Source organism: Pseudarthrobacter sp. TE9888 (assembly GCF_056279345.1).
Map to the genome: position 1 here is coordinate 4,042,529 of NZ_JBWBRD010000002.1, position 13,084 is coordinate 4,055,612.

The window sequence follows — 13,084 nt, forward strand, 5'->3', positions numbered from 1 at the left end:
GTTACGGGCGCGTGGTGCCGCCTGGAGGCAATGCCTAGGCGGAGCGGAGCGCCCGGTCACTCATGGAGCGGGATCCCCGTCCAACGGCCAGGGTGCCGGACTGCACAATTTCGCGGATGCCGAAGGGCTCCAGCACTGAGAGCAGGGCTGTGAGCTTTTCGGGGTGGCCGGTGGCCTCGATGACGACGGAGTCGGTGGACACGTCGACCACTGAGGCACGGAACAGGTCTGCGGCCTGGGTTACCTGCAGGCGTGTTGCGGCATCCGCACGTACCTTGACCAGGATGTGGTCGCGCTGTACGGAAGATTCGGGGGTGAGCTCAACGATCTTGATGACGTTCACCAGCTTGTTGAGCTGCTTGGTGACCTGTTCGATGAGGTCGCCGTCGGCGTCGACCACCACCGTCATGCGGGATACGCCCGGCACTTCGGTCGGGCCAACGGCCAGGGAGTTGATGTTGAAGGCGCGGCGGGCAAAGAGGCTGGCCACGCGGGTCAGGACGCCGGGCTTGTCCTCAACCAGGACGGAAAGTGTGTGGCGGGTCATGCTCAGTCTTCCTCTTCCCATTCCGGGGTCATGTTGCGGGCAACCTGGATCTGGTCGTTGCTCACGCCGGCGGGCACCATTGGCCACACCATGGAGTTGGGGCTCACCACGAAGTCGATGACCACGGGGCGGTCGTTGATTTCGAGCGCCTTCTGGATGGTGGCATCGATGTCTTCTTCGCGTTCAACACGGAACGACGCGCAGCCATAGGCCTCCCCCAGCTTGACGAAGTCCGGGATGCGGACCGTGTCGTGGCCGGTGTTGAGGTCGGTGTTCGAGTAGCGGCCCTCGTAGAAGAGGGTCTGCCACTGCCGCACCATGCCCAGCGAGGAGTTGTTGATGACAGCCACCTTGATGGGGATCTTGTTGATGGCGCAGGTGGCCAGTTCCTGGTTGGTCATCTGGAAGCAGCCGTCGCCATCGATCGCCCAGACGACGCGGTCCGGGTTGCCTACCTTGGCGCCCATGGCTGCCGGGACGGCGTATCCCATGGTGCCGGCGCCGCCGGAGTTCAGCCAGGCGTGGGGGCGTTCGTACTTGATGAACTGGGCGGCCCACATCTGGTGCTGGCCCACGCCTGCCACATACACGCCGTCGGGGCCGGTCAGCTCACCGATCCGCTTGATGACCTTCTGCGGTGCGATCAGTCCGTCGTCCGGTTCCGTCCAGCCCAGCGGGTAGGTTTCCTTGAGGTTGTTCAGGAAGGCCCACCAGGTGGTGAGGTCCGGGGTTCCGGAAGCATCGAACTGGCCGCGCACGGCCTCGGTCAGTTCCGGGATGATCTCCTTGACGGAGCCAACGATGGGAACGTCGGCGGCGCGGTTCTTGGAAATCTCCGCAGGATCGATATCGGCGTGGATGACCTTGGCGTTGGGCGCGAAGGTCTTCAGCACGCCGGTGACGCGTTCATCGAAGCGGGCACCGAGCGTGATCAGCAGGTCGGACTGCTGCAGGGCAGTGACAGCGGAGACGGTGCCGTGCATGCCGGGCATGCCGACGTGCTGCGGGTGGGAGTCCGGGAACGCGCCCTTGGCCATGAGGGTGGTCACCACCGGCGCGCCGGTGGCTTCGGCGAGGGCGAGCAGCTCGGCCGAGGCGTGCGCCTTGACCACGCCGCCGCCCACGTACAGGACAGGCTTGGTGGACGCGGCAATGAGTTTGGCCGCTTCGCGGACCTGCTTGTTGTGCCCGCGGGTCACCGGCCGGTAGCCCGGCAGGTCGATTTTCGGCGGCCAGGAGAAGGTCATCTGGCCCACCTGGGCATCCTTGGCGACGTCCACCAGCACGGGGCCGGGACGGCCGGTGGAGGCCAGGTGGAAGGCCTCGGCCATGACGTGCGGGATGTCGTTGGGGTCCGTCACCAGGAAGGAGTGCTTGGTGATGGGCATCGTGATACCCACGATGTCGGCTTCCTGGAAGGCGTCGGTGCCGATCACGCCGCTGGAAACCTGGCCGGTGATGGCCACCAGGGGCACGGAGTCCATGTGGGCATCCATGATGGCGGTAACGAGGTTGGTGGCCCCGGGGCCCGAGGTGGCGATGCAGACGCCCACCCGCCCGGTGACCATGGCGTAGCCTTGCGCGGCGTGGCCGGCTCCCTGTTCGTGACGGACCAGCACGTGGTTCATGGTGGAGGCCATCAGGGGGTCGTAGGTGGGCAGGATCGCGCCACCAGGCAAACCGAAAATGTCGTCGACGCCGAGTTCTTCGAGCGAGCGGACGATTGCTTGCGAGCCGGTCATCACCGTCGGGGGTACGACGTTGTTCGGCCCAAGGACAGGAGAGACGGCAGCAAGGTCGGCGACGACGGCGGCATGGTCAGCCGTCCGGTCGGCGCGTTCCGGAGCCTTGGGGGCTCCAGCGGACTTGGTGGCCATCAGCGAGGGGCTGATGGGCGATCCTTTGCTCATCGGACTCTTCCTTGTGGATCTTCTGGTTCTGGAATTGCTTTGGAACGGTGGGAATAAAAAAACCCCTCGGCCTGGCGGCTTTGTGAGGGGTTTGCGCGTGACTGTTCGTTACCAGGGGCTAATGTGCCACGCGCTTGGTAAGGACGACGACAATGCCGGTAACGAAAGTCATGCGTTTAGTTTTCCCTCTTGGCCAGATGGGTGTCAACGAGCAACAACCCTATCTCACCATGTGGACTTCATTGTCCACGGAATGACCCTACCCCAAACTTCCGGCGCGAGCGCCGTCAGCCTGGGGCCCCTCGGGTCACCCCTTATTAAGCCCTGCCGCCTCCCGCAGCCACGTCCCGGGAGGCACCAATGGAACTCATATCAGCCGGTGTAGGCGCCTTGGCTGGCGCTGTGCACAAGCTTGGCGTACTTGGCGAGCACGCCCTTGGTGTACCGGGCGGGCAGCGGCTCCCAGCCCACCTTGCGGGCCTCGAGCTCGGCCTCCTCCACCAGCAGGTCGAAGGTGCGCGCGGCAATGTCCACCCGGATCCTGTCGCCGTCCTGCACGAAGGCGATGGGGCCGCCGTCGACCGCTTCCGGTGCCACGTGGCCGATGCACAGGCCGGTGGTGCCGCCGGAGAACCGCCCGTCGGTGAGGAGCAGGACGTCCTTGCCGAGTCCCGCGCCCTTGATGGCGCCGGTGATGGCGAGCATTTCGCGCATGCCGGGCCCGCCCTTGGGACCTTCGTAGCGGATGACGACGACGTCTCCGGCCTTGATCCCGCCGTTATCGAGGGCATCCAGGGCGCCCTGCTCCCGTTCGAAGACGCGGGCGGTGCCCTCAAAGACGTCGGCGTCGAAGCCGGCACTCTTCACGACGGCTCCTTCCGGGGCCATGGAGCCGTGCAGGATGGTGATGCCGCCGGTCTTGTGGATCGGGTTGTCCAGGGCGCGCAGGATCTTGCCGTCGACGTCGGGCGGGTTGATCGCCGCAAGGTTCTCCGCCACGGTCTTGCCCGTGACGGTGAGGCAGTCCCCGTGCAGCAGGCCGGCGTCGAGCAGTGCTTTCATGATCACCGGCACGCCGCCGATCCGGTCGACGTCGGTCATCACGTAGCGGCCGAAGGGCTTGAGGTCGCCCAGGTGCGGGATCCTGTCGCCGATGCGGTTGAAGTCGTCCAGGGTCAGTTCCACCTCTGCCTCACGGGCAATGGCCAGCAGGTGCAGGACGGCGTTGGTGGAGCCGCCAAAGGCCATGGTGACGGCGATGGCGTTCTCGAAGGCCTCCCGGGTCATGATGTCCCGGGCCGTGATGCCCAGCCGCAGCAGGTTGACCACCGCTTCGCCGGACTTGCGGGCGAACTCGTCACGACGGCGGTCTGCCGAGGGCGGTGCAGCGGAGCCGGGGAGGGACATGCCCAGGGCCTCCCCGATGCAGGCCATGGTGTTGGCGGTGTACATTCCGCCGCAGGCGCCTTCGCCGGGGCAGATGGCCTTTTCGATGCGGGTGAGGTCCTCCATGCTCATCTTGCCGGCGGCGCAGGCACCCACCGCCTCGAAAGCGTCAATGAGGGTGACTTCCTTTTCCGAGCCGTCCTCCAGCTTGACCCAGCCGGGCATGATGGACCCGGCGTAGAGGAACACACTGGCAAGGTCCAGCCGGGCTGCTGCCATGAGCATGCCGGGCAGGGACTTGTCGCAGCCGGCCAGCAGGACGGAGCCGTCGATCCGCTCGGCCTGCATGACGGTCTCGACGGAGTCGGCGATGACTTCGCGGGAGACCAGGGAGAAGTGCATGCCCTCGTGGCCCATGGAGATCCCGTCAGACACCGAAATGGTGCCGAACTGCATCGGGAAGCCGCCGCCCGCATGGACACCCTCCTTGGCACCCTGGGCCAACCGGTTCAGGGAGAGGTTGCAGGGGGTGATTTCGTTCCAGGAACTGGCCACTCCCACCTGCGGTTTCACGAAGTCGTCATCACCCATCCCGACGGCCCGGAACATGCCGCGGGCGGGGGCCGCGTGGATGCCATCGGTGACGACGCGGCTGCGGGGCTTGATGTCCGGTTTGTTCCCGGCTGTGGTCTGGGCGTCAGTCATAGGGGAAAGTCTAGGACCCGACTGGTGGCTGGAACGACCCTCCGGCGCCCCGGGATTCGCAAAACTCCTGAAATTACCGCCAAATACTGGACAGGCATCCCCAGCAAGGGGTTTACAGCTGTCCCATGGCGCGCGGCTGCCTCCCCCGTCCCGTTTACAACGGGCCCTCCCCCACACGCCGGGGCATCTCTGGACAGCGGTGGCCACCCCACGTAGCGTCGGGGAAAGGACACCCATCCACCTGCATCGAAGGGCCTGCCATGGACATTGTTTTCTGGATCATCCTGATTGTCGTCATCGTCGCCGTCGTTTGGTGGCTGCTTAGACGCAACAAATCCTCCAGCGCTCCAGGAGGTTCGGCAGCCGGCGCAAGGACTGACGGTACCCGTGCCGACGGAGCCCTGGAAGGGGGCAGCGCCGCAGCCTCGGCCGCTGCTGCGGGGACTACCGGCATCCCGACAGCGGCCGGGTTCGGGAGAGCCGCAGAACCGGCAGCACCCGTTACGGCGGAAGAACCCGCGGAATCCTCCGCAGCCGCGGCTCCGGTTGCCGCCCCCACGCAGGACGTGTCGTCCGGCGCGGCGGAGGCTTCCGGAGATGCCCACGCAGACGCCTCGGCCGGCACCGGTGCACCTGCTGACCGCCGGGAGGGGGACCAGCCCGCAGACCAGGCTGAATGGGAAACCCAGTGGTCCGAAGCCGGCCCCGGCGCATCCCGGTCCGGAACGTCACTTTCCGGTGCAGCGGCCGCTGACCAGGTAGAACCGTCGACGGCGGGCGCCGGCACCGAAGCGGTGTCCGGACAGGCAGCGGAAGGTGCCCGCCCCGTCCACCATGACGAGTACACGGCCGCACACGCCCCCACGCTTCCCGGCGCAGAAACGGCGGCCGTGGAGGCCGTGGACGACGCCGGCACGGCCTTGGGCGGCCAGGCGCCCCAGCAGGAGGCGGACGACCTTGCCCCGGAAACCCGGCACGAGCATGCGGCGCAGGCACCTGCCGGCGGCCCCGGGAATGTTGGCGAGGCCGAAACCCTGGAACGGGCCCAGTCCTCTGCGCTGGTGGAAACCGGGGCGGACCACCACCAACCTTCCGGGCCGGGACAGGACTTCGCCCAGGAACAGGGCGCAGCAGCCGCCGAGCCTGCCGGACACCTGGCGGCCGATGAGCCTTACGGGGAAGGATCAGCCGCACCGGGCCCCGACGGAAGTGGGCCTGCGGACTACACGGTCAAGGGTGACGCCGCGGCAATGGTGTATTACGAAGAAGGACATCCGGACTATGAGCAGACCCGGGCGGAAGTCTGGTTCGAATCCGCCGCGCACGCGGAGGCCGCTGGCTTCCGCGCTCCACGGCGCAGACGGCTCTGACAGGGTGAAGGCCTGCCGCACAGCGGCGGGCCTTTCCTGTCTGTCCGCGTGCCTGGTGCTGGCCGGCTGCACGGGCGCGCCGGGGCCGTCCGCACCGGGCACGGGGCCTGAGACCGCCGCGAGTACCCCGGGAGCCGCCGTCGCCGGCCCTGCTCCCCCGTCCACGCAATCCGCCGCAACAACTCCTGCCCCCGCTGCACCCAGGGTCCAGGAACGGCTGGAACTGCAGTTGGATACGCCCTGGGCGGCGGTGTTCCTTCCGGACGGCACCGCCGTCATTTCCGAGCGCGGGACCGCCCTCCTGAAGGCTGTCCGCGATGGCCGGGCCACGACCCTCGGGAAGGTGCCTGGCGTGGCGCCGGCAGGCGAGGGAGGACTGCTGGGGCTTGCGCTGTCGCCGCAGTTCGACGCCGACCACTACCTCTATGCCTACCTGACAACGCAGGATGACAACCGGGTGGTCCGGCTCACCGTCGACGCCGCCGCCGGCGGTTCCCTGTCACTGGGGCAACCCCAAACCGTGTTTTCCGGGATTCCAAAGGCCGGCACCCACAACGGGGGAAGGATCCGGTTCGGCCCGGACGGTTTCCTCTACGTGGGCACCGGAGATGCCCAGCGACGCGAGCAGGCCCAGGACCCCATGGCCCTTGGCGGCAAGATCCTCCGGCTCCGCGCGGACGGCAGCCCTGCGCCCGGCAACCCGTTCGGAAACGCGGTTTACAGCCTGGGCCACCGGAACGTCCAGGGCCTCGCGTGGGACGAAGCGGGCAGGTTGTGGGCCAGCGAGTTCGGCCCGGACGTGGACGACGAGCTCAACCTGATCCTTCCGGGGGCCAACTACGGTTGGCCGGAAGTCACCGGAGCCCCGCACCGCGCCGGGTTCCAGGACGCGAAAGTCGTCTGGCCTTCCACGCGCGATTCCTCGCCCAGCGGCCTGGAGATAGCCGGCGGTATTGCCTACTTGGGTGCGCTCCGGGGCGAACGACTCTGGACCGTGCCACTCAAGGGAACTGAAGCCGGCAATCCTGTGGCCTATTTCACAGGAGAGTACGGCAGGATCCGGGACGTCATCCTGGCGCCCGGCGGGAGCTTGTGGCTGCTCACGAACGGCGAAAACCCTGATTTTGCGCTGGTTTTGCGGCCCCCGCGGTAAGCCAGGAACCTTCGGGAGGGCCGATTTCACTTGCACCGAAAGTTCGTGTAGAGTTTCATGTCGTTGCGGAGATCAACGGGAAAGAAAAAGCCCGGGGATGGAAGCAAAAAAGATGCACCTCTAGCTCAATTGGCAGAGCAATTGACTCTTAATCAATGGGTTCCGGGTTCAAGTCCCGGGGGGTGCACCACTGGGAAAATAGCCTCCGGTTTGTGGAAACACAGACCGGGGGCTGTTTTGTTTTACGCCCCCATCATCGATTGCTCCGTACCCGCCGTTTTCAGGGCTCAAAAGGACAACTACGGAGCAATCGATGGTCACGGTGGCGCGCGCGGGGCACAAAAAAGCGCGGCACCGGCTTTCGGGAAGCCGGCGCGCGCGCTTTTCTTTAGCGGGCTGCCGCAGGAACGACTACTTGGCGGCGTTGTCCACCAGGGCGGCGGCGTTGCTGGGAGTGGTAGAGAACTGGCTGGCCAGTTCCCGGACTACTGCCTTGAGTTCCTGGCGAAGCAGATCAGGGTCAATCGAGGAAGACGCGAGGACGGAGCGCTCCATTTCCACAGCCTGGGCAACGGCCTCCTTGCCCTGCTCGGTCAGCGATACCACATGGCTCCTGCGGTCCGAGGTGCTGCGCACCCGGGCGATGTGGCCGTGGGACTCAAGCCGGCTGAGGGTCTTGCCCATGGTCTGGGCCTGTACGCGGACGTACTGGGCAAGCTGGGCCTGGGTCATGGGCCCTTGCGCGGCAAGGACCTCGATGGCGATAACACCGGCATGGGTGAGGCCGATGGCGCCGAGTTTTTCGTTCCAGGAGTGCTCAACGAGTCGCGCAGCAGTGGACAGAAGGCGCCCTGTGGGCCAGTGATCCATATCAGGCATAGCAGCAAGTATAGCCAAATGCCGATTAGCACTCGCTCCACCTGCTTACTAGGCTGTTGTGTCCCGCCCGCAACAAGGAGAAAAACAATGGCTGAAAGACTCGTTACCGGCGACAAGGCCCCCGCTTTCACCCTGCAGGATTCCACCGGCAAGGACGTCAGCCTGGCTCCCCGCCCCGGCCGCTCCACCATCGTCTATTTCTACCCGGCGGCCTCCACCCCGGGCTGCACCAAGGAGGCCTGCGATTTCCGGGACAACCTGTCTTCCCTGCAGGCCGCCGGCTACGACGTCCTGGGCATCTCCCCCGACCCCGTCGAAAAACTGGCAAAGTTCGCCGCTAATGAGTCGTTGACCTTCCCGCTGCTCTCCGACGCCGACCACGCCGTGGCTGAGGCCTACGGCGCCTGGGGCGAAAAGAAGAACTACGGCAAGACCTACGAAGGCCTCATCCGCTCCACCATTGTGGTGGACCCGGACGGAAACGTGGCGCTGGCCCAATACAACGTCCGGGCCACCGGCCACGTGGCCAAGCTCAGGAGGGACCTCAGCCTGGACGGCTGACCCGGCCGCGGCCTGCCGGGGGGACCTGCCCGGCGCAACGCTACAATGGACTCTGGCATCCGCCGTCGAACGCTTGGCGTTCACGCCGGAAAGCCGCGCGCGAGTGGTGAAATTGGCAGACACGCAGGATTTAGGTTCCTGTGCCTTCGGGCGTGGGGGTTCAAGTCCCCCCTTGCGCACACTGGGAATCCCCCGGCTCCGGCCGGGGGATTCCTGCGTTAAGGACGGACGTTGGCTGCCTCCCTTTCCTGCCACGAATAGAAAAAATCCAAGGATCCACCCATCCGCCGCGGCCCACCCGGCGAATAGCCATTGAGACACCAGCCAAGGGCAGGTGCCCACCCCGAAGCAGGCTGCAGGCCACGGACACGCCGTCCGATGGCGGCAGGCCAACGATCCAAGGAGAACCCCAATGCAGACCTTCAAGCGCACCACATTCACCGTCGCAGGCATTGCAGCGGCCGCTCTGCTCAGCCTCACCGCCTGCGGCGGATCCGGCAGCACCTCCGGGTCTTCGGCGTCCGCGGCGCCGATGTCGTCCGCCCCCAGCTCCAGCATGGCGTCCCCGTCCAGCTCCAGCATGGCCTCCCCGTCCGCAGGCTCCTCGATGGGCGCCATGGACCCGGCCGCAAACCTGGTTGGCCCCGGCTGCGCCGCCTACGCCAAGCAGGTACCCACCGGCGCAGGTTCGGTGGAAGGAATGGCGCTGGATCCGGTGGCCGTCGCCGCCTCCAACAACCCCATCCTCACCACGCTCACCGCCGCGGTGTCCGGGAAGCTGAACCCCAAGGTAAACCTGGTCGACACGCTCAACGGCGGCGAATTCACCGTCTTCGCACCGGTGGACGACGCCTTCAAGAAGATCGACCCGGCCACCATTGAAACCCTGAAGACTGACGATGCCCTGCTGAGCAAGATCCTCACCTACCACGTGGTTCCCGGCCAGATCACCCCTGACAAGATCGCCGGCACGCACGCCACGGTCGAGGGCGGCTCCGTCACGGTCACCGGCAGCGGCGACAACCTCAAGGTGGACAACGCCAACGTGATCTGCGGCGGCGTCAAGACCAAGAATGCAACCGTCTACCTGGTCGACTCGGTCCTCATGCCCAAGTAAGCCCCACCAGGCCCCCCAGCACAGGGCCGGGCCCGCCACTCAACCGGCGGGCCCGGCCCTGGCGCGTCACAGGCCTGCCTGGGGCCGGCCACGAGCACCGTCCCCTAGACTGGATTCCGGCCCGCATGCGGCGGAGCCGGCAGCATCCAGAGGTGATAAACGAGTGCCCAGCAGTACATCGCGGCGGACGGTCATCAAGGCCGGCGCCGTCCTCATGGCGCTGGGCGTAACGTCGTGCACCGGGCTGCCGTCCCCCTCCCCCACCTCAGGCACGCCCAGTTCCCCGCCGGCGGAGCCCCAGGCCACCTTCAATTTCGGCACCGCGGCCCAGCCCCTGGGGCTGGACCCGGCACTGTCCAACGATGTGGAGTCCCAGCGCATCACCCGGCAGATCCTCGAAGGCCTGGTGGGGGTTGACCAGACCACCGGTAAGCCCACTCCGCTGCTGGCAACGGAATGGAACGAATCCAACGAGGGCCGCACCTACACCTTCAAGCTCCGCACCGGAGTCACCTTCCAGGACGGCACCCCCTTCAACGCCGACGCGGTCTGCAGCAACTTCAACCGTTGGTTCGCCTTCCCTGCCGAGCTGCGGAAGCAGGCACCGGGCAGCTCCTTCAAGGGCGTTTTCAAGGCACACTCCGACGAGCCCGGGCTGTCGATCTTCAAGAGCTGCACCGCGCTGGCCCCCGACACGGTCCAGATCGACCTCACCCAGCGGTTCACCGCCTTCCTGCAGGCACTGACCCTTCCGGCCTTTGCCATTGCTTCCCCGGCAGCCCTCGCCTCCGGCAAGGCGGACGTCCTGGACCAGAACCGGGGCGGCCAGGCCATGTCCGCCTTCGCCACGAATCCCGTTGGCACCGGCCCCTTCTCCCTTGCTGCCTGGGGCACCGACAACGTCACCCTGGCCAGCAACCCGGCCTACTGGGGTGACCGCGGCCAGATCGCCACCATCAACTTCCTGGCCTACAACCACCCCCAGACCCGCCTCCAGGCACTGCTGGACAGCAAGATTGATGGCTACGACGCCGTGACCGTCGGTAACTTCGACCAGCTGGTCAAGCGCGGCAAGCAGATTGTGCAGCGCGACCCGTTCTCGGTGATGTACGTGGGGATGAACCAGGACGTCCCGATCCTCCAGAACCAAAAGATCCGGCAGGCGGTGGAGCTGGCGATCGACAAGGAGACGTTGATCCGGAAATTCTTCATCGACAACACCGCCAAGGCCACACAGTTTGTTCCGCCCAAGATCAGCGGATTCAACAACGACGCGCCGGAACTCGGGCACGATCCTGCCAAGGCAAAGGATTACCTGAAGGAGGCCGGCTACGCCGGCGAGGAACTGAAGTTCTATTACCCCCTCAACGTCACCCGCCCGTACCTGCCCACACCCGAAAAGGTATACGCCGAACTCAGCCGGCAGCTCACCGCCGTCGGCTTCAACATCCGGCCCGTTCCCGTTGACTGGTCCGACGGCTACCTCCAGAAGGTCCAGTCCGCGGGCGACCATGCCCTCCACATCCTTGGCTGGAACGGCTCCTATTCGGACGCGGACAACTTCGTCGGGCCACTCTTCGGGGAGAAGAACGGCGAGTTCGGGTACCAGGATCCGCAGGTCTTCTCGAAGATCAACCGGGCACGCGGGCTTCCTGACGGGAAGGAGCGGGATGACCTTTATCACACCATCAACACCCAGATTGCCGCAACGGTGCCGGCTGTTCCCATCGCCTTCCCCATCTCCGCACTTGCCCTCTCGGACCGCGTGCTCAGCTACCCGGCGTCGCCTGTCTTAAATGAAGTTTTCACGAAGGTGCAGCTAAAGCCTTGACGGCCCGGGCCAATTTCAGTAAGAGGGCCGGGCGGGGATATTCTGTGACAGCCAGAGCCGCTGCAATCGGAGACTGATCGTGACCTTCATTTCCAAGACCCCACACGCCGACGTTGTCCTGATAGGCGGCGGCATCATGAGCGCCACGCTGGGGGCATTCCTCAAGCAGTTGGAGCCGAACTGGACCATTTCCCTGTTCGAGCGGCTGGACCAGCCTGGCCTGGAAAGCTCGGACCCGTGGAACAACGCAGGAACGGGCCACGCCGCCCTCTGCGAACTGAACTACTCCCCCGCAGCCAAGGACGGCTCCGTCAGTCCGAACAAGGCACTGCTCATCAACGAACAGTTCCAGCTGTCCCGCCAGTTCTGGTCCCACCTGGTGGACAACAACCTCATTGGATCCCCCAAGGGCTTCATCAACACCGTGCCGCACATGAGCTTCGTGATCGGCGAGGATCACGCACGGTTCCTGAAGACCCGGTATGAGGCACTGAAGCCGCACACCCTGTTCCGCAGCATGGAATACTCCGAAGACCACGCCCAGATCGCCAAGTGGGCTCCGCTGATCGTCAAGGGCCGCGACCCCAAGCAGCGCATTGCTGCCACCCGCGCCGCCGAGGGCACCGACGTCGACTTTGGCGCCTTGACCCGCGAGCTGACCTCCTACCTGGGGAACAACGGCGTCGAGATCAACTACGGCCACGACGTCACGGGGATCTCCCGCGCGTCCGACGGCGGCTGGGACCTGACGCTGAAGCACCCCCGGTCAGGGGAACACGGCAAGATCCACGCCAAGTTCGTCTTCGTGGGCGCCGGCGGCGGTGCCCTGCACCTGCTCCAGGCCTCCGGCATCCCGGAAAGCAAGGGCTACGGCGGATTCCCGGTTTCCGGCCAGTTCTTCCGCTGCACGGACGAAACCATCGCCGCCCAGCACAGCGCCAAGGTCTACGGCCAAGCGTCCGTGGGCGCGCCTCCCATGTCGGTCCCGCACCTGGACAGCCGCTACGTCAACGGCAAGCGTTCGCTCCTGTTCGGCCCGTACGCCGGCTTCTCCACCAACTTCCTGAAGAACGGCTCGTACCTGGACCTGCCCCTGTCCATCCGTCCCGGCAACATCATTCCGATGCTCGCCGTTGCCAAGGACAACATGGACCTCACCGCCTACCTGGTCAAGGAAGTGGTCAAGCGCCACGACCAGAAGGTGGAGGCACTGCGGGAGTACTACCCGGAGGCAAAGGGCAGCGACTGGGAACTCATCACCGCCGGCCAGCGTGTACAGATCATCAAGAAAGACCCGCAAAAGGGCGGCATCCTCCAGTTCGGCACTGAAGTGATTGCCGGCCGCGACGGCTCCATCGGTGCGCTCCTGGGCGCTTCGCCGGGGGCGTCCACCGCTGTCCCCATCATGATCGAGCTGCTCCAGAAGACGTTCCCCAAGAACTTCAAGGGCTGGCAGTCCAAGCTCAAGGACATGATGCCCGGCTACGGGGTGAAGCTGGACGAGAGTCCGGACCTCGCCGCGGAGCTGGAACGGGCAACGGCCAAGTCCCTCCAGCTGGAGAGCGTTTCCGCCAGCCGCTGACCCTGCCGGGGCCAGCGGCTGGCACCCCCAGGGCTTGTACCAG

10 protein-coding genes and 2 tRNA genes are annotated in these 13,084 nt (G+C 65.9%); 8 read left to right on the forward strand and 4 right to left on the reverse strand.

What is annotated here, in order from left to right; all coding sequences use genetic code 11:
• Nucleotides 1-34 precede the first annotated feature (34 nt).
• From ilvN to ilvD, 3 genes are all read right to left on the reverse strand, one after another.
• Complete coding sequence (ilvN, locus tag ACZ9J7_RS19345) at nucleotides 35-547, reverse strand: acetolactate synthase small subunit (protein ID WP_141160110.1); 513 nt, start codon at nucleotides 545-547, stop codon at nucleotides 35-37.
• 2 nt (nucleotides 548-549) lie between these two features.
• Nucleotides 550-2,457 carry an acetolactate synthase large subunit gene (locus ACZ9J7_RS19350; protein ID WP_476211597.1) on the reverse strand — a complete coding sequence of 636 codons (1,908 nt, stop codon included), beginning with the start codon at nucleotides 2,455-2,457 and terminating at the stop codon, nucleotides 550-552.
• 372 nt (nucleotides 2,458-2,829) lie between these two features.
• Nucleotides 2,830-4,548, reverse strand: coding sequence for a dihydroxy-acid dehydratase (ilvD, locus tag ACZ9J7_RS19355; protein ID WP_476211598.1), 1,719 nt, complete (start codon nucleotides 4,546-4,548; stop codon nucleotides 2,830-2,832).
• A 260-nt stretch (nucleotides 4,549-4,808) separates the two neighbouring features.
• Here ilvD and ACZ9J7_RS19360 point away from each other — a divergent pair, with 260 nt between their 5' ends.
• The 3 genes from ACZ9J7_RS19360 (at nucleotide 4,809) to ACZ9J7_RS19370 (ending at nucleotide 7,261) form a co-directional block, all read left to right on the forward strand.
• Nucleotides 4,809-5,918 carry a sunset domain-containing protein gene (locus tag ACZ9J7_RS19360; RefSeq protein WP_476211599.1) on the forward strand — a complete coding sequence of 370 codons (1,110 nt, stop codon included), beginning with the start codon at nucleotides 4,809-4,811 and terminating at the stop codon, nucleotides 5,916-5,918.
• A gap of 40 nt (nucleotides 5,919-5,958) precedes the next feature.
• Complete coding sequence (locus ACZ9J7_RS19365) at nucleotides 5,959-7,071, forward strand: PQQ-dependent sugar dehydrogenase (RefSeq protein WP_476211903.1); 1,113 nt, start codon at nucleotides 5,959-5,961, stop codon at nucleotides 7,069-7,071.
• Between the two features lie 114 nt (nucleotides 7,072-7,185).
• Nucleotides 7,186-7,261: transfer RNA gene (locus tag ACZ9J7_RS19370), tRNA-Lys, on the forward strand.
• A 221-nt stretch (nucleotides 7,262-7,482) separates the two neighbouring features.
• Here ACZ9J7_RS19370 and ACZ9J7_RS19375 read toward each other — a convergent pair.
• Nucleotides 7,483-7,941 (reverse strand): MarR family winged helix-turn-helix transcriptional regulator, encoded by a 459-nt coding sequence (locus tag ACZ9J7_RS19375; protein ID WP_476211904.1) that lies wholly within the window; start codon nucleotides 7,939-7,941, stop codon nucleotides 7,483-7,485.
• A 96-nt stretch (nucleotides 7,942-8,037) separates the two neighbouring features.
• On the opposite strand from ACZ9J7_RS19375, the gene bcp reads away from it, so the two are divergent.
• The 5 genes from bcp to ACZ9J7_RS19400 all read left to right on the forward strand — a co-directional run bounded on the left by bcp (nucleotide 8,038) and on the right by ACZ9J7_RS19400 (nucleotide 13,041).
• The gene (bcp, locus tag ACZ9J7_RS19380; protein WP_476211600.1) at nucleotides 8,038-8,511 is read left to right on the forward strand and encodes a thioredoxin-dependent thiol peroxidase; all 474 of its coding nucleotides are present in this window, start codon (nucleotides 8,038-8,040) and stop codon (nucleotides 8,509-8,511) included.
• 97 nt (nucleotides 8,512-8,608) lie between these two features.
• Nucleotides 8,609-8,690 (forward strand) — tRNA-Leu (locus tag ACZ9J7_RS19385).
• 233 nt (nucleotides 8,691-8,923) lie between these two features.
• Nucleotides 8,924-9,628, forward strand: a complete 705-nt coding sequence (locus ACZ9J7_RS19390) for a fasciclin domain-containing protein (RefSeq protein ID WP_476211601.1) — start codon at nucleotides 8,924-8,926, stop codon at nucleotides 9,626-9,628.
• 163 nt (nucleotides 9,629-9,791) lie between these two features.
• The gene (locus ACZ9J7_RS19395) at nucleotides 9,792-11,459 is read left to right on the forward strand and encodes an ABC transporter substrate-binding protein (protein ID WP_476211602.1); all 1,668 of its coding nucleotides are present in this window, start codon (nucleotides 9,792-9,794) and stop codon (nucleotides 11,457-11,459) included.
• A 79-nt stretch (nucleotides 11,460-11,538) separates the two neighbouring features.
• Complete coding sequence (locus ACZ9J7_RS19400) at nucleotides 11,539-13,041, forward strand: malate:quinone oxidoreductase (protein ID WP_476211603.1); 1,503 nt, start codon at nucleotides 11,539-11,541, stop codon at nucleotides 13,039-13,041.
• Nucleotides 13,042-13,084: the final 43 nt, after the last annotated feature.

Coding starts and splice junctions, on each gene's coding strand:
- ilvN (WP_141160110.1), bottom strand. CDS start 547: ATGACCCGCCACACACTTTCCGTCCTGGTTGAGGACAAGCCCGGCGTC.
- ACZ9J7_RS19350 (WP_476211597.1), bottom strand. CDS start 2,457: ATGAGCAAAGGATCGCCCATCAGCCCCTCGCTGATGGCCACCAAGTCC.
- ilvD (WP_476211598.1), bottom strand. CDS start 4,548: ATGACTGACGCCCAGACCACAGCCGGGAACAAACCGGACATCAAGCCC.
- ACZ9J7_RS19360 (WP_476211599.1), top strand. CDS start 4,809: ATGGACATTGTTTTCTGGATCATCCTGATTGTCGTCATCGTCGCCGTC.
- ACZ9J7_RS19375 (WP_476211904.1), bottom strand. CDS start 7,941: ATGGATCACTGGCCCACAGGGCGCCTTCTGTCCACTGCTGCGCGACTC.
- bcp (WP_476211600.1), top strand. CDS start 8,038: ATGGCTGAAAGACTCGTTACCGGCGACAAGGCCCCCGCTTTCACCCTG.
- ACZ9J7_RS19390 (WP_476211601.1), top strand. CDS start 8,924: ATGCAGACCTTCAAGCGCACCACATTCACCGTCGCAGGCATTGCAGCG.